This window comes from Bacteroides faecichinchillae JCM 17102 (assembly GCF_000614145.1).
In the GTDB taxonomy this organism is placed as follows: domain Bacteria; phylum Bacteroidota; class Bacteroidia; order Bacteroidales; family Bacteroidaceae; genus Bacteroides; species Bacteroides faecichinchillae.
Genome location: NZ_BAKK01000010.1, coordinates 77,649 through 104,066, shown reverse-complemented (window position 1 = coordinate 104,066; position 26,418 = coordinate 77,649). Strand labels below are relative to the sequence as shown.

General features: G+C 38.7%; 22 protein-coding genes and 4 pseudogenes. 14 read left to right on the top strand and 12 right to left on the bottom strand.

Going from position 1 to position 26,418, the window contains the following annotated elements; genetic code table 11:
- Positions 1-22: 22 nt before the first annotated feature.
- From JCM17102_RS32655 to JCM17102_RS07455, 4 genes and pseudogenes are all read right to left on the bottom strand, one after another.
- Complete coding sequence (locus tag JCM17102_RS32655) at positions 23-316, bottom strand: DUF3362 domain-containing protein (protein ID WP_506256219.1); 294 nt, start codon at positions 314-316, stop codon at positions 23-25.
- Positions 317-378: 62 nt separating this feature from the next.
- A pseudogene (locus JCM17102_RS26640) lies at positions 379-1,893 on the bottom strand (YgiQ family radical SAM protein); the annotation flags it as partial.
- Between the two features lie 81 nt (positions 1,894-1,974).
- Positions 1,975-2,202, bottom strand: a complete 228-nt coding sequence (locus JCM17102_RS07460) for a sulfurtransferase TusA family protein (RefSeq protein ID WP_025074634.1) — start codon at positions 2,200-2,202, stop codon at positions 1,975-1,977.
- On the bottom strand, positions 2,202-2,519 hold the full coding sequence (locus JCM17102_RS07455) for a DUF8442 family protein (protein WP_025074633.1): 318 nt from the start codon (positions 2,517-2,519) through the stop codon (positions 2,202-2,204). The genes JCM17102_RS07460 and JCM17102_RS07455 overlap by 1 nt, the downstream gene beginning before the upstream one ends.
- Before the next feature lie 572 nt (positions 2,520-3,091).
- Between JCM17102_RS07455 and JCM17102_RS07445 the strand changes: the two genes are divergently transcribed.
- Positions 3,092-4,648, top strand: coding sequence for a hypothetical protein (locus JCM17102_RS07445; protein WP_025074632.1), 1,557 nt, complete (start codon positions 3,092-3,094; stop codon positions 4,646-4,648).
- 2 nt (positions 4,649-4,650) lie between these two features.
- Entirely contained in the window at positions 4,651-5,193 is a 543-nt protein-coding gene (locus tag JCM17102_RS07440; RefSeq protein WP_025074631.1) for a DUF5043 domain-containing protein, read from the top strand.
- Positions 5,194-5,341: 148 nt separating this feature from the next.
- Here the strand turns inward: JCM17102_RS07440 and JCM17102_RS07435 are convergent, their stop codons facing one another.
- The 6 genes and pseudogenes from JCM17102_RS07435 to JCM17102_RS07410 form a co-directional block, all read right to left on the bottom strand.
- Positions 5,342-8,245: a golvesin C-terminal-like domain-containing protein gene (locus tag JCM17102_RS07435; RefSeq protein WP_025074630.1), complete on the bottom strand. Its 2,904-nt coding sequence runs from the start codon at positions 8,243-8,245 to the stop codon at positions 5,342-5,344.
- A 174-nt stretch (positions 8,246-8,419) separates the two neighbouring features.
- Positions 8,420-10,410: pseudogene (locus JCM17102_RS26635) on the bottom strand (glucosamine-6-phosphate deaminase).
- Positions 10,411-10,559: 149 nt separating this feature from the next.
- On the bottom strand, positions 10,560-11,336 hold the full coding sequence (locus JCM17102_RS07425) for an amidohydrolase (protein WP_025074629.1): 777 nt from the start codon (positions 11,334-11,336) through the stop codon (positions 10,560-10,562).
- Positions 11,337-11,383: 47 nt separating this feature from the next.
- On the bottom strand, positions 11,384-11,938 hold the full coding sequence (locus tag JCM17102_RS07420; protein WP_025074628.1) for a 1-acyl-sn-glycerol-3-phosphate acyltransferase: 555 nt from the start codon (positions 11,936-11,938) through the stop codon (positions 11,384-11,386).
- An 8-nt stretch (positions 11,939-11,946) separates the two neighbouring features.
- Positions 11,947-12,216, bottom strand: coding sequence for a hypothetical protein (locus tag JCM17102_RS07415; RefSeq protein ID WP_025074627.1), 270 nt, complete (start codon positions 12,214-12,216; stop codon positions 11,947-11,949).
- Between the two features lie 166 nt (positions 12,217-12,382).
- Positions 12,383-13,018, bottom strand: a complete 636-nt coding sequence (locus tag JCM17102_RS07410) for an HU family DNA-binding protein (RefSeq protein ID WP_025074626.1) — start codon at positions 13,016-13,018, stop codon at positions 12,383-12,385.
- 363 nt (positions 13,019-13,381) lie between these two features.
- On the opposite strand from JCM17102_RS07410, the gene JCM17102_RS07405 reads away from it, so the two are divergent.
- A complete protein-coding gene (locus tag JCM17102_RS07405) occupies positions 13,382-14,578 on the top strand; it encodes a DUF3874 domain-containing protein (RefSeq protein WP_373278869.1) in 1,197 nt (398 codons plus the stop codon).
- Positions 14,579-14,658: 80 nt separating this feature from the next.
- Here JCM17102_RS07405 and JCM17102_RS22575 read toward each other — a convergent pair.
- Both JCM17102_RS22575 and JCM17102_RS32390 read right to left on the bottom strand, forming a co-directional pair.
- Positions 14,659-15,052: pseudogene (locus tag JCM17102_RS22575) on the bottom strand (peptidase domain-containing ABC transporter); the annotation flags it as partial.
- Complete coding sequence (locus JCM17102_RS32390; protein WP_373278868.1) at positions 15,028-15,144, bottom strand: cysteine peptidase family C39 domain-containing protein; 117 nt, start codon at positions 15,142-15,144, stop codon at positions 15,028-15,030. The gene JCM17102_RS32390 and the pseudogene JCM17102_RS22575, both read right to left, overlap by 25 nt.
- 252 nt (positions 15,145-15,396) lie before the next feature.
- Between JCM17102_RS32390 and JCM17102_RS07395 the strand changes: the two genes are divergently transcribed.
- The 11 genes and pseudogenes from JCM17102_RS07395 (at position 15,397) to JCM17102_RS26625 (ending at position 26,398) form a co-directional block, all read left to right on the top strand.
- Positions 15,397-16,029 carry a glycoside hydrolase family protein gene (locus JCM17102_RS07395; RefSeq protein WP_025074623.1) on the top strand — a complete coding sequence of 211 codons (633 nt, stop codon included), beginning with the start codon at positions 15,397-15,399 and terminating at the stop codon, positions 16,027-16,029.
- 22 nt (positions 16,030-16,051) lie between these two features.
- Positions 16,052-16,291 carry a glycosyltransferase family 2 protein gene (locus JCM17102_RS28905; RefSeq protein ID WP_136498352.1) on the top strand — a complete coding sequence of 80 codons (240 nt, stop codon included), beginning with the start codon at positions 16,052-16,054 and terminating at the stop codon, positions 16,289-16,291.
- Complete coding sequence (locus JCM17102_RS32385; protein ID WP_373278867.1) at positions 16,215-16,373, top strand: glycosyltransferase; 159 nt, start codon at positions 16,215-16,217, stop codon at positions 16,371-16,373. The genes JCM17102_RS28905 and JCM17102_RS32385 overlap by 77 nt, the downstream gene beginning before the upstream one ends.
- A gap of 21 nt (positions 16,374-16,394) precedes the next feature.
- Complete coding sequence (locus JCM17102_RS26630; RefSeq protein ID WP_051572829.1) at positions 16,395-18,119, top strand: glycosyltransferase; 1,725 nt, start codon at positions 16,395-16,397, stop codon at positions 18,117-18,119.
- A 128-nt stretch (positions 18,120-18,247) separates the two neighbouring features.
- On the top strand, positions 18,248-18,442 hold the full coding sequence (locus JCM17102_RS07385) for a hypothetical protein (RefSeq protein WP_025074622.1): 195 nt from the start codon (positions 18,248-18,250) through the stop codon (positions 18,440-18,442).
- 114 nt (positions 18,443-18,556) lie between these two features.
- Positions 18,557-19,765: a DUF4934 domain-containing protein gene (locus JCM17102_RS07380; RefSeq protein ID WP_081800201.1), complete on the top strand. Its 1,209-nt coding sequence runs from the start codon at positions 18,557-18,559 to the stop codon at positions 19,763-19,765.
- Between the two features lie 13 nt (positions 19,766-19,778).
- Positions 19,779-21,023 carry a radical SAM peptide maturase gene (locus JCM17102_RS07375; protein ID WP_025074620.1) on the top strand — a complete coding sequence of 415 codons (1,245 nt, stop codon included), beginning with the start codon at positions 19,779-19,781 and terminating at the stop codon, positions 21,021-21,023.
- A gap of 5 nt (positions 21,024-21,028) precedes the next feature.
- Complete coding sequence (locus JCM17102_RS07370) at positions 21,029-21,565, top strand: hypothetical protein (RefSeq protein ID WP_148302045.1); 537 nt, start codon at positions 21,029-21,031, stop codon at positions 21,563-21,565.
- Complete coding sequence (locus JCM17102_RS07365; RefSeq protein ID WP_025074618.1) at positions 21,550-21,846, top strand: hypothetical protein; 297 nt, start codon at positions 21,550-21,552, stop codon at positions 21,844-21,846. Before JCM17102_RS07370 ends, JCM17102_RS07365 begins: the two co-directional genes overlap by 16 nt.
- A gap of 335 nt (positions 21,847-22,181) precedes the next feature.
- Positions 22,182-23,075 carry an ABC transporter ATP-binding protein gene (locus tag JCM17102_RS07360; protein ID WP_025074617.1) on the top strand — a complete coding sequence of 298 codons (894 nt, stop codon included), beginning with the start codon at positions 22,182-22,184 and terminating at the stop codon, positions 23,073-23,075.
- Positions 23,076-23,090: 15 nt separating this feature from the next.
- A pseudogene (locus JCM17102_RS26625) lies at positions 23,091-26,398 on the top strand (golvesin C-terminal-like domain-containing protein).
- Positions 26,399-26,418: the final 20 nt, after the last annotated feature.

Genomic DNA, 26,418 nt, shown 5'->3' with positions numbered 1-26,418 from the left:
TGGAATATGTCTAAAAGTAATTTCAGCGTTTATTTCCAGGCTTCTTTCCGTATAATTTATCTATCAAATCTTGTCGTCCGATACGCCGGAGTTCATTGATTATATTTTTCCGTTCTTCCGGTTTATACCAGAAGAAAAATTGACGTTGCGCTAATTTTTCCCGTTGAGTTTTGGCACTGAATACTGGTTCTAAAGTGTATGGGTGAAATCCTGTATACCATGCTTCGGTGGCGACTGTCATTGGAGTCGGAGTAAAGTCCTGTACCTGCTCCAAATGAAAATCCAGTTGCTTGGTGATTACAGCGAGTTCCGCCATATCTTCTTCTTTGCACCTGGATGGGAGGATATGAAATAAGGAATGAGCTGTTGGCGCAAATTTTCTTCTCTGTTGATACGGTCGAATATCTTTTTGAATGTTTCAAATTGACTAAAAGATGGTTTGCGCATAATCGACAATACCCGGTCACTGGTATGTTCAGGGGCAACCTTTAATCGCCCGCTAACGTGGTTAATGATCAGTTCACGAGTATATTCGGCAGTACTCTTATTAGTTTCAGCGTCTTTACTCTGATGGAGAAGTAGGTCATAACGTACTCCGCTACCGATAAATGACTTCTTGATACCGGGCAAAGTGTCTACTGCTTTGTATATATCTAATAAAGGTCGATGATCTGAATTTAGATTCGGACATACTTTGGGATGAATACATGAAGGACGTTTACACTTCTTGCAGACTGCTTCATCTTTACCTTTCATCTGATACATATTAGCAGACGGACCACCCAAATCACTCAGATATCCTTTAAAATCCGGTAATTGCATTACCTCTTTTATTTCTTTCAGAATGGACTCTTTACTACGACTGACTATAAACTTTCCTTGATGTGCGGAAATAGTGCAGAATGCACAGCCACCAAAACACCCCCGGTGAATGTTTATTGAAAACTTGATCATATCGTAAGCCGGAATCCGCTTTCCTTTATATTTAGGATGAGGCAAACGGGTATAAGGAAGATCAAACGAATGGTCAAGTTCTTCCTGACTCATCGGAGGATAGGGTGGATTGACAACTACGATTTTATTGTCTACAGCCTGTGTGATACGGGAAGCTGCATATTTGTTAGACTCCTCTTCAATATGTCGGAAATTGCTGGCTTGCTTCTTTTTATCAGCCAGACATTCTTCATGTGAATAGAGTTGAATATCATCTGATGCAGGTGTCCATTCCGTAGCACGACAGAGATAGGCTACCTGAGGAGTGTTTTTTACTATCTTTTTAAGGTCTTTACTAGTCAAAGGAGTTTCATCTTCGGAAAGTAGACATTTCATCTGTCTTACTAAATCTACCAAAGGCTTTTCTCCCATTCCATATACCAGTAAGTCAGCATTACTATCACACAAAATACTTTTTTGTATTTTGTCCTGCCAATAGTCATAATGACTCAGCCGTCTCATACTGGCTTCAATGCCTCCTAAAATGACAGGGGCATCCGGATAAAGTCTTTTTAAAATCTGACTATAAACAATGGAAGGATACTCCGGACGCATGTCTGGTCGTCCGTCGGGAGTGTAAGCATCTTCACTGCGCAGGCGCTTGTTAGCAGTATATTTATTGACCATGGAATCCATGCAACCACCGGAGATACCGAAAAATAAACGTGGACGTCCCAGTTTCTTGAAGTCACGTAGATCATCACGCCAGTTAGGTTGGGGGATGATAGCAACTTTCAAGCCTTCGGCTTCAAGGATACGTCCGATAACGGCAGCTCCGAAAGAAGGATGATCCACATATGCATCACCACTGAGGATAATAACATCCAACTCATTCCATCCGCGAAGTTCCACTTCTTTTTTGGTAGTCGGTAACCAATCAGTCAATCGATATTCTTTCATGCTACAAAGATAGTCATAATAAAAAACATCCCAATGATTTTTTTATTCATTGGGATGTTTAACATCAATCATTAGGAAGATTTAAAAGAACTTCTTGTTGATTGTAAACTGTAATGTCATCTGTTCTCCGTCATAAATCTCCCGAAATCCGGTTCCTTGTTCGGATAAGTATTCTTTCAAATCCTGAAAGGCTTCGGCATTGTTCATGATAATTTCGAGCATCTCACCGGGAGAAGCATCACAAATCGCTTTGATTGCCGGAATCAATGGACTATAAGCCGTTGTTTGGCAAGTGTCTACAGTAGTCATTATTCCTCCTCTTCTTCCGTATCCTGAGAAGTAAGCCAAGTGAGGTAGAGCTTAATCAACTGTTGCAGGCCGAATGCTTTCATGTTATTATGATAAATAACATCGATACAAAGGTCTAGCAGATCTCTACTGTCTTCTTCTTGACTGGCTATCAGGGAACGGACATTAAGTTTTAGTTTATCCAATACGTCTTCATCTACAATACCATTACTGTCGATAAGATGGCGGAACAAAGCATACTTTTCGATAGTTCTCAGATTTTCATTAGATACTTCTATGCTGCGTGTTCCGCTGGGATTTGCTTGTATAGTATACATTGTTTTCTAGTTTTAAAGGTTATTACTAGGAGCAAAGATAGAATTTAAAATGAAAAAGGGATTAAAAAAATCTGGATATTTTTGGTGAATGTGGAAAAAGTGATCTAAAAATTACGTTTATTTTTGCATAAGGCGTCATGAATACGGAATGGATGATACCATAGGCAATACGATCATGGCGATTCCAATGAAACTGATCGTGTTGATAAAAATCTTTCATAATGGAATGGCTGGATATATCGGCATAATTTACATAAACTATTTGTGATATGATAGTAATGTGATTATTAAACAAATAAAAGATTGCTCAAACTAATTTTTTTACAATAATATTTGTGTTTATAAGCTGAAAAACATATATTTGTAATTGTTAGCTATTAATATTTAATTTATGCGACCTCCGTGATATAAAATAGCGTCAAAGAGCATGTCGTTTGTTAGTCATAGGCTAGCTTACTGGTGTTATTCCTTAAAGAGTATGTTTAACGTTTTGATAGTAGGGAGTCTTAATATAATTTGCATATGAAAAAACGAATACTTTTTCTTTTTTTTCTGTTGTTTGGATAAACTTTATGTTCAATAGTTGTGAATATGGAGATGATCATTTCGATGTATTATTACCAATATCAGAAGTGAGGAATCATTATGGAATTTTTTTTCTGAAACAGTTGCAGAATCAAGCAGGAGCTTATGAGCAATTTGCAACCATGCTCTCATCGGGACAAGAACCTTTGTATGAATATGTTCAAATGATGAGTAATGCAGATTATGGGGTGTACTATTTTATTCCATACGGCAAAGAGAATAAAGTAGAGGGAGCTATTTATTATCCATTTAAAACAGCAGTCAAGGATAGAGTTTATATAGATACTCCATTAGGTACCCCTATCAAAATGGATGCTTATCATTTGAATAATGATGTAGATGTAGCAAAACGTTTTTTATATTCCATTCCTTTCAAAGAATTGAAGAATAAGCATTTGGAAGTGAATCCGGCATTGGTGGAATTTGCAGATAAGTTGGAAAATAAATATGTAATGCTTTTACCGGAAGAATCTTCTTCATTACAAGAAGTGGCAACAAGAAATTCTTATAAAGAAGTTGTAGCTTTTAATATTGAGTATCAACTTGAAAGTTTTAGTACTATAGAAGGAAATGAAATCGTTGTGTCTGCTCTTTCTCCTGATAGAGTATATCAAACAATGAAATATGTGCTTGCACAGCATAATATTAGGTTATATGAGTTCGGTGGTATTGAATATGGAAGAATTTGTTTTTCTATTCTTATGTCTCAGACAGGAAATTCTCCTGGGGATTTTATGAAACATTTTACAGAAGAAGTTCGGCGGGAAATATCTTTTCTTGGATATGATATCAGTTTCCAATATCTTTTCCATATTTACTATATACCGGTAGGTGGTGATGGAGGTAGTACTGGAGGAGGTAGTAGTGGGACAGGAGGGACTAGTGGAACAGGAAGTGGTAGCTCAGAAGATATTGTCGCTCCTTTGGCTAAAAAAATATTTCGTAATTCGAATATGACTGAGCAAAATTGGGTGGTATTGGAACGAATGATTGAAAAGATTAGAATGAATTGTATGGGTAACGCTTTATATAATGAATTGAAAGAGGTGCTTGGCGGAAAAACACTTTCTATTCAATTCATAGACAGTGGAAACAGTTCGTTTAGTTTAGATGGTGGAATTAGGTTGAACATCAATGTGGTTAGTGGAGATTTTTTGCATGAGATGTTACATGCATATCAAGCATACAATGAATCTTATGAAAGCATGATGGGGGCAAAATTAAATATGGAGATTGAAACTCATTATGCACAGTATCTTTATCAAAGTAGTCTCCCGGAATATCAGGTGAAGAATAATAAATGGAAGAAAAGAGATACAGTCAATGCTCGCTGGACGGAAATAGTTAGATTGAATATGTTTCTGGATGGAAAAGGAAATTTATTGCCAGGAATTAGTAATTCTAAATTGGAGAATGTACTTCTAAATCGTGTAATTCCAACTTTGCAAGCTAACGGATATCCTTTAAATAGATATTCTATAGACTATGATAGAATCGGAAGCATAAGTTTTAAAAATATAAAAGTATTAACTACAAATTGTTGATTATGAAAGCTGTAATATTGTTTGCAAGTATGTTATTCTGTATGGAATCAGTTTTAGCTCAGACTAATTATTATACAGAAACCAAAACTTTCTATGAGAATGGATACACTTATCAATGTGATGTTGAAGAATCAGGAACTGTAACTCTTTATAATAAATCCAGTAAGTGGATATATAAACAGATGATATATAAAGATACCGGTAAACAATATATTGCTGATTATGATACTCCTGATATATATGAAGAAATCAGTGATGAATTTTCCCATCAATGTGATTCTATAATAAATAACGCTTTTTCTACAGAAGAGAAACGCAGGATAAAGGATAATTTTTTTATATTGGTTCTGTATGCAAACTCAGAAACAGGTGTGATTGAAGATGTTGATTTTGAATTTGTCACATTCAATCCGTATGCTACTGTTCCTGTCTCTGTTTATCGTAAGATTGAAGTAGGAATCAAACAGAAATTGCGTCTGGTTCCTACTGCTGAAGGTCGGAGATTAAATTATTTATTCTGTTGGAATCATCTGGTACCGGAGTAAACTGTTTTAAAAATAACATGTCAATACTGTTCTGTTGAGTATTAATAGATGGGGTGTGGGAATAATATTCTCATAAATGGACTATGACAGGAGACTCCCCTAAAATTATGAATTATAGGAAGAATCATAATCTTGTTTAATGCCATAATTAATGTGATAAAAACTTTAATATTCCTGCCATGATAGTAGCTCTATCGACCTCCGACTGAATACTCTCGAATGGGAATCCTAAAACAAAAGTTTTATAATCTCCTTCATAAGCGATACCTGCACTCTGATTTCCGGATGTATATACAAATACTGGGAAGGCAGGTGCTATTGGTACAATACAATCCGGTGTGCTAACAGCATAACTGTTTTCATTCGGTAGACGTGGAATGGTTACAGTACGTCCCATTCCGTTAATTTGTCCCGAAGTCTTATCTGTCAGACTCCCTTGAAAGCCATATTTTAGTATTTTCTCTGTAAATTCCCGATTCCCCTGTGTTCCGCTCATATCACTTCCTACATAAGCACCACTGACAAACAGATTACCTCCTGATTGACAGTAGCTTGTAATAGCTCGTTGCATCGGAGAAGAGAATGTTTTATAATAGGCTTTATCTGTCGGAGACTCTTTTTCAAGTCCCAGAATATAATCTACAATCGGATAATCTTCTAAAGATATGATACCATTCTCAACTGCTTCATCACTGCAGGAAACAAAGCTATACTTTCCTGCTGCTTGAATAGCCTTTCCATGAATAAAAGGATAATCAAACGTATTTCCAGCTATTTTCATCCCTTCCAACTCATTGCCGCTGTGCCCCAGACTACCGGGACCTTCTTTGCCTGCTTGTTTGCGATCGAATCCGATCTGTGCTCCACATAAAGAGATATTATAAAGGTAAGGAACACCCGGATCTTGGTTTAAATCAAAGCCCGCTTCATCGGGAGTATTGACAATAGCCGGACCGCTGATTCTGTCGAATCCATTGACAATCAATATTCTTTCACGTTCACGTTTAGCTTTGTAAGCTGATAAGATCTCAGAAGGAAAACTCTCGCCACCTTTATTTACAGCTGTTACCTTGAACGAATATACGAGTCCCGGTTCTATTTTCATTGTGTAGGACGGCTTGCTGACTAATGTTCCGTTGTCAAAACCTCCGTATCCGATACGTGTGTAAACGATATAATCTTTAGGACGAGCTGTTGGTTCCTGAGGATCGTATTCTCCTTTCCAAGAGAGTTCCAATGTGTTTTTCTTTTTTCCGAAACGGACTGCAAAGTTACTTACGGGTAGGGGTTGCACTACGTATTCGTTGCCATGTTGGCTGCTCAGGAATTGTAGTACACCTTTATAAATGGCACGTCCCACTGTGAACTTGAAATTCGGATCATGTCCTAATTGTAGATCTGCAAAGTTTTGATGGGAGAGCAGTTCGATAATAGTAGACGGATTGGCAGGAAGTCGTGTTTCACTGTAGTTACGGTTCCACATACTACGGCGTGTCCATGGAAGATTGTAATTGGCATGAATATCTTTTTGAATCTGAGTCAGCAAAATATCTGCTAAGTCACGTGAAGCATATCTATCCACACCATTATTTAGCTTCCCATTATTAAAATCAGTTGTATAAATACCGAGAGAGCCAATAATTTCATCTGTTTTACTGCATCCGGCATCACTATGTAGTGCCATTGTCATTTCCAAAGGAACACCCAGCCCCTGCTGACTTGGATTATAGACAGAACCTCCTGAAAGATAGTTGATTGTATTAGAACGTACGTTGATGTCATCCGAATAATCATTCTTTCCTTTGTATCCGGCATAAACATCATAAGGCATTCCTGACCACTGCGCTGAATATCGTGCTCCTTCCAGATAACGGGGAAGACCGCTAATACTTCCTCCACGAGAGATATTCCCCATTCCCCCTCCGAAACGAACTGCATCGGCACAAACTACGCCATGTTCGTTACTCTCATTGCTGAGTATGACCATACCATAGTCGTTGTTGCCTTTATCAAAATCGAAAGTACCAAGATATACCCAAGTACCACCACCTATCTTTTGATTCACTTTAAATTCTGTGACTCCTCCATTATGAAATACAAGATATTTGGCATCACTCACACTGTTGGGTAATGTTTGGTATGAGACATACACTGCATATTTCCCAGTTTCCGGTAGGGTAGGAACCCATTCGGCAAATGCTTGGTCTTTATTTTTCTTTTTCTTTTTTTCTGTTTCGATTATTCGGCATGTCCCTGTGACAAAAGGGTTCTCCCCATCTTGATAAATAGCTTTCTTTTGTGCAAAGCCATTCACAGGTGCAGGTGTCCAGCGAGCTTTTTTACTTCCAACTTCCAGATAGAGAGAAGCGTTGGGGGTATCATTATCTACAATGATCTCATTCTTTTGTGTATCCCGTTCGCGGGGAGTATAAACAATGGCTCCGGCATTTTCTAACATCGGGATGACATAAGGAAGAATGAAAGACTGTGTGAATTGGTCCTCCGTCGTGCAGAACAATCGGGGGCGTTGCCACCCCCATTCACCTTTGTCGTTTTTGAAATAACTTCCATGACTTTGCCATAATCCAATATGCCGGTCTTGCAGTCCGCGGGAGATCTCGTAAGGACGTGAATCGTTTTTCACCCAGGGAGCACCTTTGTATTCAATATCCAGAGACATCCGCTCTTTATCTTTCTTCTTGCGGTAAAGATTAGGGACTAACTCTTCAATCGGCTTACCATCGGCATAAATTGTGATTTTATAATAATGTACGGGACCGGGCAGAAGTGCTATCACCTGATTATATATTAATTCTACGGCTTCAGGTGTAAATGGTTGATAGGCAAAACTTTCTGAAACATAGATATTCATTGTCTTGTGATCGTAGTCGATATCAAAACTATTCAGTTTGGGAGTACTGATTTTCGTTGTAGTGGTGTATGTATTGAAATAATTTGTAAGCCGCTCTTTTACATTTCTTTCAATGTCCTGTGCAAAAAGGAAATTTACACCCATTGTCAGGCATAAGACAAGTACTATTATTTTTTTCATCATTCAATTTTTAGGTTCTCACTATAGCTATCTTCATTAGACTCTGAATCCATTTCTTGGATTTACACTGAATAGTTTAATCAGTGCTAATCCATAGTGAACTTCTCTGCAAAAATAAACAAAAAAAGAGTGAGAAGTATAGAACTCCTCACTCTTCTATTTTTTTAATACATCTTATAGTGGAATGTATTCTACAAATGCTTCCATAGCTTCGTAGGAAGCCAATCCTAAACGGTCATACAAAGTAGCTGTACCACGGTTACGGTCTTCACTACGTTGCCAGAACAGACGTTCGTCATTACCAAGGAATGGAGCACTTTCCATTTGCGACTGGTGTTTCAGGATAGAATTACGTTTTGCACGAAGTTCTTCCGGACTGATAGGCACAGCCATTTCAATGTTTTCAATTTCCCATTCAGCCCAAGCACCACGATACATCCAGATACGACAGTCTTTCAACCATTTGGCGTTCTCTTCTTTTTCAAGATCGATAGCTGCAAGTACAGCGTCCGTACATACACGATGAGTTCCATGCGGATCGGCTAAGTCGCCTGCTACGAAGATCTGATGAGGCTTTACCTCACGCAACAGATTGCGTACAATTTCTACGTCTGCCTCACTAATCGGATTCTTTTGAATCTTACCGGTTTCGTAAAATGGCAAATCCAGGAAGTGACAACGATCCAACGGGATATTATTGTAAGAACAAGCGGTACGTGCTTCTCCACGACGAATCAACCTTTGATAGTCAAGATATCCCGGCTGTCTATATCCCCGTCTTTTTTCTCTTTCAAGAATTTGCGGATTTCTATATATTTTTCATTAATAACCTGATCTTCGCTATTATTGAAAATCTGGTTGAATCCATTGATGAAATGAAGGAAACGAACAACTTCTTCGTCACCTACTGCAATGTTACCCGAAGTTTCATAAGCAATATGTACCTCATGTTTTTGCTCAACCAAACGGCGTATGGTTCCTCCCATAGAGATAACGTCGTCATCAGGGTGCGGAGAGAAAACAACAACGCGCTTTGGAAATGGTTTTGCACGTTCCGGACGATAGGTGTCGTCAGCATTCGGCTTACCACCCGGCCACCCGGTGATAGTATGTTGCAGATCGTTGAATATCTTGATATTTACATTGTAGGCAGAACCGAAGAGAGCCAGAAGTTCACTCAGACCGTTTTCATTGTAATCTTTGTTAGTCAGTTTTAGAATCGGCTTTCCTGTCAGTTGGCATAACCATACAATAGCACTACGAATAAGCTTATCATTCCATTCGCAAGAAGTCACTAACCATGGACGTTGGATACGTGTCAGGTTCATGGCAGCCGAAAGGTCGATAGCTACATGTGCATTGTTGTGAGTCTGAAGATAAGATGCCGGAATGGTATCGGTGATAGTGCCTTCCACGCATTCTTTTATCATTGCGGCTTTATCTTCACCCCATGCCAACAAGAATATTTTCTTTGCACCGAGAATGGTTGATACACCCATTGTGATGGAGCTGATTGGGGTATTTTCCATCGTTCCGAAAATTTTGGATGCTTCGTTGCGTGACGCATTATCCAACAAGATCAAACGAGTATTGGAGTTCAGACGTGAACCCGGTTCGTTGAATGCGATGTTACCAACACGACCGATACCTAATAATGCAATATCAATACCTCCGAAACTTTCGATTCGTTGTTCGTACAAGCGACAATATTCAAAGATAGTGTCTTTGGCAATAGTACCGTCTGGGGAGAATATATTCTGTTTATCAATATCCACATGATCCAGCAACATTTCCTTCAAAGCGTTAAGGTTGCTATTGATCGCATCAGTAGTTAATGGATAATATTCGTACATATTAAACACAATAACATTGCGGAAGCTAAGACCTTCTTCTTTGTGCATACGGATAAGTTCCGAATAAACGTGGCTGGGGGAATTACCTCCGGGGAGTGCCAAAACGCAGAAGCGTCCGGCTTTTTGTTTTTCGCGGATGGTTTGTGCAATTTCACAAGCAATGTAGTTGGCACCTTCCTCTACAGATTCATAAATATCTGTGGGGATTTTCTCGAGTCTTGTCAATACTGATTTTTCAAATGCATTCTCCGGTCTGTAGTATCTGGGGGAGACCCGATGGAGAGTGATTTGAGAACTAAGATTTGTTTTCATAAAGTTGTTAATTAAGTTATGTAAGATTAAAGTCCTTACGAGTGCATTTTTCTAACGACAAAGATACAAAAGAAGTCTATATAATTAACTACCAACTTTTAGGTATTGTTGCTGTAATAATTCGTTTTTAACATTTGTTTTATTAAGATTCATAGTTGGAACAAGTCTGCATCTTTCCAGACTGGAAATTTTTTTCTGAATCTCTGAAGAGTTGTTAGATTGATGGTAACGGTAGTGCTGTCGTCCTGTCCGTCAGGAAGCGAAGTAATTTCTTCACCAAGAGCTGAATAAACGACACTGCCTCCATTATAATGAAGATGATATCCGTCTGTACCTATTCTATTGACACCGCATACATAACATTGATTTTCCAATGCCCGCGCACGCAGCAATACATCCCAAGCCAGACGACGGGGGATCGGCCAGTTTGCTACATATATCAGTAAATCGTATTCGTTATTCACGTTCCGGCTCCATACCGGGAAACGTAAGTCATAACATACAAGCAGACAAATATTCCATCCTAAATAAGGAATTATAAGTCGTTTATTTCCGGCGGAAAAATGTTCACTCTCTTGTCCCATACGGAATAAATGGTGCTTATCATAATAATATTCTTCTCCTTCGGGAGTAAGAAAAAAAGCCCGGTTGTAAAAGTGTCCTTTGTCTTCTGCTATGTAACTGCCGCAGATAGCTACCTGATATAGAGAGGCCCATTGTTTGAGGCTAATTATAGTAGTACCGGTAATAGGCTCAGCCAGAAGCTCGCTTTGCATGCTGAATCCTGTGGAAAACATCTCCGGTAAAACAACAATCTCCGTTGTTCCACAGAGACTTTGCAGTTTCTCGTGGAGCAAACGGAGATTTTCCTCTTTATTTTCCCAAACGATAGTGGTTTGTATGATAGAAATTCGAATGGAATCCATGCCATTGGTTTATTAGTAATTTCCCTTCAAAGTTTTCCATAGCGAAATTATATCTCTCCAAGTGCAAAATTTTCAGGATGTTTCCCTTTGAAATCTTTGAAATAGAGTTTAATTTCCTTCATATCTTTATTAATGTCTCCCGATGGCATGATTGCTTTCGTTGATGAAATGGTTTTCTTCTCATAGTCAATACCGATCAATACGATGGGTACTTGCGCTTTGAGAGCGATATAATAAAATCCTTTTTTCCAATTCGGATTTGCCTTACGAGTTCCTTCGGGTGTGATAGCCAAATGAAACTTTTTGCTTTCGGCAAAACGTTGTGCCATTTGGTCTACCAATGAAGTCTTTCGTCCACGGTCTACAGGAATCCCGCCTACTGCCTTAAAAAGAAGCCCTAGTGGGAAAAAGAACCATTCTTTTTTCATCATAAAACTAGTTTTACGGCCAACAGCTCCATAAAACAGTTTTCCAATAAATAAATCTAAATTCGTTGTATGTGGTGCGGCACAGACTACACATTTATCGTAATTAGGAACTGTAACGTTTGTCTTCCAACCTAAAAGGCGGTAATAGATAAAGCTATAAATGGCTTTCTTCATTCTGTCTTTTAGTTCAATTTTCCGATAGCGTCAATAATCTCGTCCGTTTTTGCATTAAAATCTGCTCTGAATTTCTTGTAAAAACCTTTCACATTTCCTGGCTCGGTATGACTGATGCGGCTGATAAATTCATCCTGTATTTTCAGAATATCCGCCATCACCTCATCGGCCTTAGCCTTGTCGGTACCAGGGATAAACATGCTGTTGATCAAACATTCGGTGAATAATTCTCCAGCGATATAATTTACGTTTTTCTTGAGCTCTCTTCTACTTGCCATAATATTTACATTTAGTAGTGAATAATAGAAAATAATTTGTGTAAAGATAGAGACTTTCTTTGATTCTGACGAATAAATAAAGTAAAATGTTCAAAAAGCCATTCAACTCTTCACCTTTTTCCTGTATCCTTTATATTAGGTAGAGAGCGGGTGAAGGGTTGTTCCTTCATCTGTATTTTATGGCTGCGGACACCCTGTAATTACCTGGTACCGGTGTGTAAATGGGGTGGTGGGTAGTACCTAAATTTTGGAGTTTCTTTTCTGCAATCAGTCTTTTGATATGCCGGTATGCCGTAATTTGTGTCATCCGGCAGAGCTGTTGAAAGTCTTTCCGGGTGATAATCTGGTTGTCTGCAAAATATTCCGTTAGTTTCATGTCTATTTCTATAGGAGACAGTTCGGCGGAATGGGGCTTGTATTTCGAACGTTGAAAGTGTATGTCCGAAAGCTCAGCTTTTAGTTCTTTGTCGGCTTTGAACTTGACTGATTTTAATTTTACTTTATGCACTCGTTTGGCTTTGGGATCCCGTATCTCCTCTTCACATGAAAGGGTTATTTGTAAATATCCCAATCCGTCGATATGCACTTTCTTCCCTTCTTTGAGGCATTGTGCCACTTCATATTTCAGTTCTTCCAGGGTGGCTATTACGTCCGACGGGCTCAACGAGCAACGGCTGTGGATACGGTAAATCAGGTCTTCGGTATCCACTGTTTCATAACTGACCGGGCGTGCATGATATCGCACTTTGTTTTTCTTTTCCTCCGGCATGGGAGTTTTATATAATTCAAATTGTACTGCCATCTTCTTTTTTCATTTAGATGTTTGTTGGTTATCTATGGGATATTTGTTGATTTTGTTCCTGATATTCCTTACTTATCATTACTGTGATAAGCATTTATCATTTTTGTGATACGTTTTTATCACAGTTATGATACATACTTATCACAACTGTGATAAGTAATAAATATCCGCATCAAAGATAAGGTTTAATTAGAAGATAAACAAGAAATGATGGGATAAAATGCTAAGTTCATTATTCTGAAAATGAATCTGTTGAAAAGTTGCAGATCGTCTATTTGTGACAGTATATTCGCAGCCGTTAATGATTAAAAACAGAGGAAGATGAAAAGGAGAAATGTATTGTTTGTTATTTGGCAAAAGCTAATGGGGCGTCTTTTCCGGAAAAAGGAAGGACACAAGGAAAGAAGTTCAGAGAATGCATCTTTGAAAACAAAAGTACTAACCGAAAGTGTGGGGCTTTTCTTAAGATCCCGCTATGACTTTCGTTATAATGTATTGACTGAAGAAACAGAGTACCGCCCGTTGATACGTTTGGAGGAAATATTCAGGCCGATCAATCAGCGTGTCTTGAATACCATGTGTCTGGAAGCTCATGAAGCCGGAATTGCTTGTTGGGATCGTGACCTTTTGCGTTGTGTCTATTCTACCCGTATTGCTGAATATCATCCGTTTAAACTATATTTAGACGAATTGCCTGCATGGGATGGTACTGATCGGCTGGAAGCTTTGGCACAACGGGTTTCTGCCAACGGTTTGTGGAAGAAAGAATTCCATACCTGGATGTTGGGGATGACAGCACAGTGGCTTGGTATTACGGGTGCTCATGCCAACAGCGTAGCCCCTTTGCTTGTCAGTAAGGAGCAGGGGTTTCAGAAATCTACATTTTGCAAGTCTTTGCTTCCTGCGGAACTCCAACGTTACTATATGGATAAGGTAGATTTGACTAGCCGTGGAAATGTGGAACGGAGATTGGCGGAGATGGGGCTTCTGAATCTGGATGAATTTGATAAGTACGCTGCCACGAAGATGCCGTTATTGAAAAATCTGATGCAGATGTCATCGTTAAGCTTATGTAAAGCCTACCAGAAAAACTATCGTTCCTTGCCACGCATTGCTTCTTTTATCGGCACATCCAACCGGATGGATTTGCTGACTGATCCTACCGGTAGCCGCCGGTTTATTTGTGTAGAGGTGGAGCGTCCTATTGATTGTGATGGCATTGAACATGCACAGATTTATGCACAACTGAAGGAGGAACTATTGTCAGGTAGGCGGTATTGGTTTACAAACGAAGAAGAGCAAGAGTTAAATCAAAGTAATTTATCATTTTATCGTCAAAGTCCGGTAGAAGATGTTCTTCGTACCTGTTTCCGTGCAGCGGGTAGGGAGGAGGAATGTGATCTTCTTTCTGCCGCCGATATTTTTCAGATATTGAGAAAAAAGAACCCGGCTGCGATGCGTGGAGCCAATCCGATTGCTTTAGCGCAGATATTGGTTGCAGTGGGGATAGATCGTAAACATACGAAATGGGGAAATGTATATCGGGTGGTATCGGTCTGAAATGGTGGTGAAGTGGAGGGTGAAGAGGGAGTCTTCACCCTCTGTCGCCTTATTGGAAGTGGGTGTGAAGGGTGAAGGGAAAGCTTGGTTTTTCCGTTTCCACTTGTTCCCACGATAACAGTTACTTTGTGTTCCGGTATGGCCACTTTAATGTCTTCAAGCACATAATCGTGTTCTGCACCGTCGTAACTAAAATATAGTCTTTCGATATGTATATCCTTGTTGTTCGGGCAGTGTTGCTTGTTTTAGGACAATGTTTTGCTCTTTGTCTTCTTTCTCGTGTATTTCGTTCAACCGTTCCAGGATGCTAAAATCATCCTGGAACGGTTGAGCAAATCCAATGAAAGCACCTATTGGACCGTTTAACTGTCTGATAATATAAGTCATTGACATCATCATCCCTAATGTCATTTCACCGCAAACTACCGGTTGGGCAGCTAGAAAAGAGACTAGGTCCCGTCCTCTTTGATGGAAAACCAACATTTTTCGAATTCCTTTTGAGGATAGGTTACCAATTGTGAAGCGGGGTCGGCAATGTAAAACTGATATCCTTCCTTTTTTCGTATCTTGTAACAGATTACAAAGTGATTTTGGTTATAGTATAAGTTTAATCGTAGGAGTGGCTTTTAGCAGAAATCTATCATTGGTGTGAACTTTATATATGGAAGCATCTTATAAATAATATAATTTTATATTGAGCTCATGGTTAGCTTGTTTGGGTAAATGTGGTTGTTAATTTTGATTAAATTTAAAAAATAGCTTTTATTTTTAAATAATTTGCTTTAATATTGCAATGAGTAATCATAATATCAATATTAATGAAAACACTGTCTAGAAAATTAAAAGAAATCATAGACAACCAAATATTAAATGGAAGTTTTAGTACTGATCAAAGTCTGTTGAATGGAAGGATGGGGCTCTCTCTCTTCTTTTTTCATTGTTCACGTCTTCTTCACAATCGTTTTTATGAAGATTTTGCCGGAGAATTATTGGAAGATATTTGTTTGCATCTGCCTTTTGATCTAGCTGTTGATTTTGCCGACGGTTTTTGTGGCATTGGATGGGCAGTGGAATATATGAGGCGGCAGGGCTTTGTGGAGGGAGACACTGATGAGATTCTAAAAGAAATAGACGGCAAAGTAATGGAGCGTGATTTGAGACGCACGGCAGATACTTCATTTGAACATGGATTGGAAGGGATTGTGTCTTACGTACGAGCTCGTCTTGATTCTCCGCGAAGAGAGTCGAACGAATTACCTTTTGATACCGATTATTTGGAGGATCTGAAAAATGCATGCCAAAGAACAGGTGTTGATTGGCAATCGGAAGACTATATACCGGAGAAAGTGTGGAAACGGGTGGTGGACTGGTGGCGGCAAGAAGCTGCCATAGCCGAAGTCTACAATTGGAAACGTGGCATACCTTTACTTGAAACATATCAAAACACGTAATAATTATTTGCTTGAAGAACACATGAACAAAACCATAAAAGTTAGTATTTTGATACCTGCTTATAATGTGGAGGCTTACATCGATGAATGTTTGATTTCTGTTCGGCAGCAGACATTGGACGAGGTCGAAATTATTGTGGCAGATGACGGTTCTACTGATGCCACATTGCAACATATTGAACGTCATGCGGCAATGGATGCTCGTATTCGATTATTACATTTACCTCATCGAGGTTTCACCTACACGAAATGCTTTGCTTGAAGCGGCAAAGGGCGTTTATGTTGGCATCGTGGATAGTGACGATACAGTGGCACCTGATGCATTCGAACAGCTTTACCGTTGAGCGGAAGTTTGTCATGCGGATATGGTAATCGGTAGCGTATGTTACTGTGATGAAGATGGTACCTCTTTCCGGATGGGAGACCGTTCGTATACATTTCCCACTCAGACGGAGGTGTTCAGTGGCAAAGAGTGTTTCTGTCGGTTAATAGAGAATGGCGAATACATTCCGATGACTTACAGCAGTCTGTATCGTCGTTCGTTGATCGAAAATAATGGATTGCATTTTGAGGGAACTACCCATGATGATGAATTTTTCACTCCCTATGCTTTTTATGCTGCTGAACGTGTGACATACTATCCAAATGATTTTTATTTCTATCGTTTGCACGATGCTTCGATGATGCATGTGATGGAACGTTTTCGTGAACGGGCGGCATCGTTATACTTTATTGCTGAGAAATTGGAGTCGTTTATCGACGACCAGTTGGTAGAAGAAGTGAAGCAGGCTTACCGTTCGCTTGTTGAAGATTTACGAAATCAGTCACAGCGGGTCTATGAACAGGCATTAGCTGCTTCTACACGTCATTGTTTGTTGATCATTTCTGGCGAAAGTACGGGAAACCAATATGGAGTAGGAACATATGTTAACCAGCTTGCAAACTGTTTTGACCGTGATATGTGGGATGTCCATGTGGTTATTCTCTATGCTCATCAGCAACAGAATGTAAAGTGGAGATACGAAAATGGCATTGCCACTTATGACATACCTATTCCTTATGAATTTCAAACCGGATGGACAAAGAGTAAAGAAAATCAGTATTATCGAAATGTATTCTATTATATAGCTTCGCGCATTCCGACCAAGCGGACAGTGTATTGCCATTTTAATTTTACTAATCATTATGGGCTGGCAAAGTTGTTTCGAGAGAGAATTCAGGCTAAAATATTGTTTACCTTACACTATACGGAGTGGAGTTTCAGTCTGTTGGGCGATCGGCAACAGATGGAGCGAATTTTGGTGGAGCCCAAGACACAGTGGCAAAAAATAATTGTTAGTCGATTTGAGGCTGAAAAAAAATTCATGACTGATTGTTGTGACAAAATCATTGCCATAGCCCGTCATTCTTACGACATGTTGCGGGATTTGTATGGAATTCCGGAGACACAACTAGCCTTTATTCCCAACGGTTTGCAGGACACTTACGTTGAACGTAGCCACGAGGAACGTGATGCATTGCGTGTAAAATATGGCTTCGGTAAGCAGGAACGGTTGATTATTTTTGCCGGTCGGCTGGCACCTGTGAAAGGGGTGACTGAGCTTGTGGAGGCTTTCGGAAGAATTCGCAACTTGTTCCCACAGTTCAGACTCATTGTGGCAGGCAGTGGAAATATTATGGGTTGTTTGGAGAAGGCCAATCCGTTCTGGTCGCAGGTGACTTTTACCGGTTTCATTCCTAAAACACAACTGTTTGAATTATATGCTATTGCTGAGTTTGGTATTGTACCTTCTATTCACGAGGAGTTCGGCTACGTAGCGGTAGAGATGATGATGAATAAACTTCCGGTGTTGGTGCATCAAACTACCGGATTGCGAGAGATTGTGGCAGACGGTGCATTTGGAACAATGTTTCGCTTCGACAATGTGCATAGGGTAGAGTCGTTACAGGTTGCTTTAGAGGCATTGTTGTCTGGAAAATATTCACTAGGTAACTTAGAAGTTGGCAGAGAACGGATGCTTAACTGTTACTCGTTGGAGGATTTTCGAGAACGGATAGGAACGGTTTATCACAGTGTCAATGCTTTATAAGGTTATTATATTTTCTTTTATAATAATACCGTGCGGATGAGTTGTGCGGTTAATTCCTATTATTAATTAAAATTTTATTGTTTATGAAATTGAGTAAGATTTCGTTGTAAAATCTCAGCCAAGCTGAGATGACGAAGAAAGAACAGAGTCTGCTTCGTGGAGGAGGCGAGAAGCTTTGTCCTTGTGCAGGTAGTTGTGCGTGCACAGGGTATGCTACTTCAGAAAGTTACTATTATGAAGGATCCAATATGATTGGACTGGATTTTGATGAAGTAGGTGTGATAGGACAAAGTAACAAGACTACAGGTTACTCTTATTATTAATTGTTAGTAATTATCCCTAATGTAGCATGTTTATAATTAAATGTATAGGGAAAAATTGATGTCGGCTATGAGGGTATGTAGATTCATACCTTCATAGTTTAAAAGCAAGTAAATATGTATAGATCAATAAATATGAGCATATTAGGAATTATTCTTTTGACGCTATTACTCTCATGTACTGGTCCTTCTTCTCAATCGTTATCCAATGAGTTGATAGAGATAGATGTCAAAAAGGAATATCCAAAGAAAGATATTGTATTGAATGATATAGCGGAAATTACTTATATTCCGTTGGAAACTAATGACAGTTCAGTGATGCATCCTAACTTTGAAATGAGTCTGTCCACTGATATAATAATTGCGGGTGATAATTTTCAATCAAAACTGTTTTTTTTCAATAAAAAAGGAAGTTACTTGGGTGGTTTTAAGCGTTGTTGCGGGCAAAGTGGAGAAGAATATAATAGATTAAGTTTATTCACAGTTGATTACACTCAAAAGGAATTGTATGTTTATGATAGATTCTTTCTTTCTCGCATATTGGTATATGATTTTTCCGGAAATTTTAAACGGAGAATAAGATTGCCAAAACAGGTGTGGCTTAGACATTTGTATGTTTATGATGATAAGAATTTGATAGGGTACAGTAAATGGTCATGGCATGGAAAATTTGATGGTAAAAGTGATATTGTTGAACAGAATCCCTATTATTTTATTGATAGACAGACTGGAGCTATGCGTCCGGTTCCTATTACGATAAAAAAGCGTATTTGTGATGATGTAAAGTTCCGTGATGAGAAAACAGGTGAGATTATGCTTACTTCACTTTATATGGATCCTATGTTAAAGACAAAAGATGGTTTCATTATTGCAGATCCTTCGTTGGATACAGTATATCATTATGTAAATAATGTATTGATTCCAGTGGCTATTTTTAAGAATAGGGATATGGAGGAAAATCTGGTGGATTTACATTCGGTTAAATTTTGCACCGACCGTTATCTGTTGTTGGAAGTTCAAAAAAAGGAGGTGGATTATGATCACAAAACCTTGGTTGAGCATCCTAATCGTTTATTGTTTTGTGATAGAGAAACGCAAGAAATATCTGAAGCAACGTTATATATATCTGATAAAATATCAAAATTACGTACTGATTCATATGATGTTTCAGAGGTACCGGATAATATGTTTGTGACTCTTTTTGCTGTCGATTATTTGAAATGGCTTCTTGAACAAGGTTCTTTGAAAGGGGAATTGAAAAAGATTGCGGAAAGTTTGGATGAAGAAGCAAACTCAGTGATGATGGTCGCTAGGTTTAAACAATAATTTTAAATTTAATATGAAAGTCTCAGCAGATAATATCAGGTACAACTTGAATCATTTATTTCAGTTGGTTTTTGAGGTAACAGATATGTGTAATCTTCGTTGCAAATATTGTGGTTATGCAGATTTGTATGAAGGGTATGATGAACGTGAGAATCTGAAGTTTCCTTTTCAAAGGGCTAAATTGATTATAGATTATCTTTATTCATTGTGGAGCAAAAACCAATGTGAAAATATAGTTCAACCTATTTTAGTCGGCTTTTATGGTGGGGAACCTCTGCTTAATGTCCCTTTTATTCAGGAGGTAATTGCGTACATTGAAAGTTTAAAGCCTGTGGGTAAAGTTTTTCGTTATAATATGACGACTAATGCAATGTTATTAGATAGATATATGGATTTTTTGGTGGAGAAAAAGTTCAATCTTTTGATTAGCCTTGACGGAAATAAAGAGGGACAAGGGTATCGAGTAGATGTAGCTGGACATGACTCATTTGATCGTGTGTATTCTAATGTTTGTCTTTTGCGAGAGAGATATCCTGAGTATTTTAAGGAATATGTGATGTTTAATTCTGTACTTCACAATAAAAACTCAGTTGAATCCATATATAGTTTCATAAAAGGTACATTTAGAAAGGAACCTATCATTTCTCCCCTGAATGGATCAGGGATTCGTAAAGATAAATTAGAAAACTTCTTTCAAACTTATCGGAATTATTCGGAAAGTATTCAAGAAGCATCCAACTGTGAAGCTTTTAAAAATGAATTATTTATTCGGAATCCGGAAACGAGACAATTATTGGATTATATTTATCAAAGGTCAGAAAATGTGTTCATTTCATATAATGAATTACTTTTTCCAATTAATCAGTCAAGCGAAATCACATCCGGAACTTGTACACCTTTCTCCAAAAAGATGTTTGTAACGGTGAAAGGTAAGATTTTGCAGTGCGAACGCATTAATCATGAATTTGCTTTAGGGCAGGTAACCGATAGCGGTGTGGAACTGGATTTAGAAAAGGCTGCACAACAGCATAACGATTATGTGTCTCGTTATGCGCGTCAGTGTAAAAGTTGTGGTCATCGGAAGGCTTGTGTTCAATGCGTTTACCAGATAGATGACATACACGAGGCGACAAGCTTATGTCGCAGTTATTGTTCGGATGGGCAGATAAAACAGGCGGATGCACGTAGCTTAGTCTATTTAGATCAGCATCCGGAACTTTATAGAAGAATATTGAAAGAAGTATCTGTAAGAGGATGAATACAATGAAGAAATATTGGTTAGTTTTATCTCCGAATACCTTTATGTGGTTGAAAGGAGAGGAAGGATTACTGTATCATGCAGTCAGTCACGCACAGGTCTCTTTTAAGAATGTGGGAGCGTTGCGGTTATTGACAGAGTGGATAAATGATATCGACAATCTGTATCGGGTGGAGCTAACAGAAGAGACGTTGCGACAGCCGGAGGTGAACGAGTGGATTCGGCAAGTGGTAGACAAAGAATGCGGTAAATTGGTGGAGAATGATGACGTTAATAATTGCCCTGTGTCACTGAAACCTGTGCTGAAATTGCAAGACGGAGTGCAGTATTATGAGTGGTTACATCGGCAAGGCACTGATGGGAGTGTGATACAGAATTTACACAATATTGTGTTTTATCTGAATGGGAGCGCGTCCGGAGACGAATGGCTGCATAGGCAATTAATATATCCGTCGGCAACTGAAACTGTTGCAGACGGATGCGGGTCGTGCATTTTGCCCGGAATGCCCGGCAGTCGCCGTATCTTTTGGAAATCTCGCTAGTGGGCAATCTGTTCGCTATTCCTCAGTTGGCAGAAGAGGTGGAGGCATTGCAGACGATCTGTCCGGTAATGCTTTATGTCACTGTTGAAGATGCGTTGCATGCATTGCCACAAGTGAAAGTGTGGGCAGACAGGCAGGCAATCCGAATCTCGCATTCCTTTATACGTCAGACACTCAATATTGCTGACTTTGGTAAGCTGTATATAGAACCGGATGGTAAGGTGTATGCTAATCTGAACGATAAATCGATAGGTATGATTGACAATTCTCCCATGATCTAGTGTATCGGGAATTGACAGAAGGGAACGCATGGTTACATATTCGTAATGAAGAACCCTGCTGTGAGTGTGTCTATCAGTGGTTGTGCCCATCGCCTTCTAATTACGAACGGGTGATTGGTAAACCGAATCTTTGCACAAAGATTAAAAAATAATTAAAAACGTTTCGGAATTCTATTTCGGACATTAGTGTTTGTGATTATGAATTGGGTGCAGAACCAAAGGGCTTGAAAGGTTATTGCGTTGTTAATGTATGTTAATCATCGTGTTTGTTGCCTGTGTTATGTAAATAAAGTCTATCTTTAGCGGCCATTACAACATAGGACAACAAACACGTCATGAGTATTACTATTAAAAACCTCAATAAAATATATCCTAACGGAAACCATGCATTGAAAGATGTGAATTTGGAAATCCCTTCAGGGATGTTCGGACTATTAGGACCTAACGGTGCCGGCAAATCGACTTTAATGCGTATCCTTGTAGCTCTTATGGAACCTACTTCCGGGCAAGTTGAAATTTGTGGATATGATTTAATGAAAGATAGGAAAGAGATCCGTGGTATTTTAGGGTATCTCCCTCAGGATTTCCGTTTTTTTGCTAAGTATAAGACGTATGAATTTCTTGATTATGCGGCACGTCTGTCCGGAATGACCCATAGCAGACAGAGAAAGCAAGCAGTGGATGAAATGCTCGAAAACGTAGGACTGTTCGATGTTCGTGAACGATATGCCAATAAATTATCGGGAGGTATGAAACGTCGTTTAGGAATTGCGCAAGCTTTGATACACCATCCCAAAGTAATTATTGTAGATGAACCTACTACCGGACTTGACCCGGAAGAGCGTATTCGTTTCCGTAATCTTTTATCTGAAGTCAGTGAGAATGATGTGACTATTATCTTGTCAACTCATATTGTAGGTGATATTTCAAGTACCTGTAATGATATGGCGTTGATGAACCGGGGACAAGTTTCTTTTAATGGTTCTCCGCAAGAAATGCTGAAGATAGCAGAGGGTAAGGTATGGAGAATTAAAGCTAATGGTGACCAGTTGCATGATATTGATAAAAAATATCCGGTAATCTCTACTATTCCGTCAGGAACGGGGTGGGAGGTACAAGTAGTTACAGATAAAGTGGAAGGATACGAAGCTGAACCATTTCCCCCAAATTTGGAACATGCCTATGTATATTATATGGAGAATCAATTAAACCTTTGGACAAATGACTAAACATGATATGCTGTTATGACTTTTATATCTAATATACAATCGGTAGCAAAATATGAAAGTAAATTATTAATAAGAAGTTGGTTCTTTAGGGTGTTTACGGTACTTGCCGTAGGAATCATTAGTTTTTTAAATTTCATGTTGTTCGTATCCGAAGATATGGGAGAACTTTGGATTGCTACTTCCATACCCTCGAATATACCTTATTTAATTTTATTGTTGTTGAATACAGGGCAGGCGGTTATTGCCATCTTTCTGGCTTCTGATTTTCTGAAAAGAGACAAAAAACTGGATACATCAGAAGTTTTTTATGTCCGTCCTTTAAGTAACGCAGAATATGTTATTGGTAAGATTTGGGGGAACTTACGGGTCTTTTTGATTTTGAACCTGATTGTTATCGGTATTACAATAGCTTTTAACCTGACATCTGGGGAGGTAGACTGGATGGCATACATCATTTATTTCTTTTTGATCAGTGTGCCTACCCTTGTCTTTATTATAGGTCTGTCTATTTTCTTAATGCTAGTGCTGAAAAATCAAGCATTGACATTTGTCATATTATTAGGTTATATCGGATTGACCGTATTCTATATTGAAGATAAGTTTTATTATCTTTTTGATTATATGGCTTATAGCTTCCATTAGTAAAATCGACTATTGTCGGTTTTTCTAATTTGGGGGTGATCTTGAATCACCGGGCTATCTATTTGTCTGCCGGATTGGCTTTTATCTTTGCTACCATTTGTCTCTTCCGGCGATTGCCTAATTCGTCAAGGAGTAATTACTCATGGCTGTTTCTTTCTATCGGTATCATTTTATTGAGTTTCACATTTGGTTATTGGCATATACATTCGATTTTATATCAAGGTAACATACGGACTATATATACGAATATTAATAATCAATATGTTGATACACCTAAAATGGCTATTTATCAGTATGATCTTTCGATAGAACAGTATCCTGACGGATTTTCGTCGGAAGTTACAATGAAGGGAATAGCTTTGAAATCATCTGACGTATTTACATTTTGTCTGAATCCGGGTTTAAATATTCATTCCGTTCTTTCGGGTGAACAACCGCTCGAATTTAAGCGCGACAGACAAATTGTATTAGTGGACTTTGGTACAAATATAGCAAAAGGAGATACTGCTACCGTTATATTTAAGTATAATGGACAAATAGACAACTCTTTTTGCTATCTGGATATTCCTCCTGAAATGTTGCAGGCTTCTAGAAAGAAGTTCCTGTTTAATATTGACAAGCAGTATAGTTTCCAAACAAAAGATTATTTGTTGTTGACTCCTGAAACTTATTGGTATCCTCGTGCGGGAACAAGTTATAGCGACAAAAGTCCGGATTGGCAACAAACCTATTTTAGTAATTATCATTTGAAAGTAAAACCTCTTCCGGGATTGATCCCTCTATCTCAAGGCGAAGGAAAGAGTGATGAACAAGGCGTGTATACATTTAAAGGAGATTTTCCATCTCAAACAATATCATTGATTATAGGAAACTATCAGCAGAAAAGTGTCTATTCGGACAGTGTGTTGTATAGTATCTGGCATATAGAGGATCATGACTATTTTACTGCGGCATTCGATTCCATTCAAGATACAATTCCTTCACTTATACGTAACTTTAAAGAACAATTAGGGCGGGAATATAAGTTGGAATATCCTTTCAAAAGATTTTCCATTGTTGAAATACCCGTACAGTTTGCCAGCTATGAACATGCTTGGTCCCAAGCTCAGGAAACTGTACAGCCTGAAATGGTATTGTTGCCTGAAAAAGGGGCTTTGTTGAATTTGGATGTGAAAAAAGAAGTGAAGAATCATATACGTTGGTCAAAATACAGCGATCGCGAAATCGGTGAAGTGGAAGCTCAGATGCGTACTTTTAATAATTTTGGCTGGACGTTCATGCGATCGGAAGGTAATTACAACTTTTCATTAGGTAGCAGGGGGAGAACTAACCTTTCGACGGAAGCAAATCCTTACTTTCTTTTTCCACAAATTTACAATTTCCGTTATAATATATTTTCTTCTGAATGGCCGGTAGCCAATCGGGTCATCGAGTTATATCTCCAGAAAAAATCGGAGAATAGGGGATGGGAGCGCGAAATTAATGGTATCAGTAATAATGAAAAAGCCATTTTATTGTTGGAAAAGCATACATTCAAAGAATTATTGTCCGATGTTGAACTACGTGATTTACAAAATAATATCGTTGGATTGGAGGCAAGTCGCCTTTTTGCCGTTCCTGAGATAAATATAGGTGTAGAAGCTTTTAGGGATTCACTGTATTCATTGCTGAAACGCAATACGTTCCTGAATATAAAGTTCGAGAATATGCTTGACACACTGGGAAATATAAGTAAAGCGGATATCCGCTCATTTTTGAAAGAGTGGGAAGAAGCGACTCCGTTGCCTTTTTATTCTATAGGGACTCCTGAACTGACAAAAGTTGTCAATAGAGGTGGGGAGGAATTTTTTGTTTTGAAAATGTTGATTAGTAATAACTCGGATTATGATGGAATTATTCATATCAATATTCGTCAGAATGACTGGTGGAACCAAGCTGTGGAAGATCCTAGAGCAAGTAAGAAGGTAGAGATGCCTGCCCACACAAGTAAAGAGTTTGTATCAGTATGGGAAGAACAGATACGTAGAGTTGAAGTTAATACGATGGTTTCCGGAAATCTTCCTAATGTGATTGATCAAGCCATCGGTAACGTCAGACAAGAGCAAAATAGAATAGTCAAAGATAGTATATATACATTGCCGGAATCTTCGTTTGAATTGCCGGGAGAAGTCATTGTGGATAACGAAGATTCTACTCTTTTTGCACTTTCCACTCCTGCCGTTGTGGGACTTTTACCTAAATGGCTGGATGAGGTAGAAGATACATCCTTTAAATATACCGGTATACCTTGGTGGCGTCCACCCTTGCAATGGACAGCTACTACCAATGACCGTTATTATGGGAAATATGTTCGATCGGCTTATGTGATTAAAAGTGGAAATGGTAGTCAGACTGCTACATGGAAAGTTCCTGTGCCGGAATCCGGTCAGTATGATCTATACTATCATGTGTTCAAAGATAATGAATTGCGGTGGAATGATCGTGCCCGGGGAGAATATCACTTTAAAGTAATGTACGATGACGGTGTGGAGGATGCTTATATTAATCTGAGAAAAGCCAATGAGGGATGGGAGCAAGTCGGAACCTACTTTATCAATTCCGACACGATTCATGTGGTGCTGACAGATGAGTGTAAACTGAGATCTGTCACAGCAGATGCCGTGAAAATAGTAAAACGATAATTATTAAAAAACAGCAAATT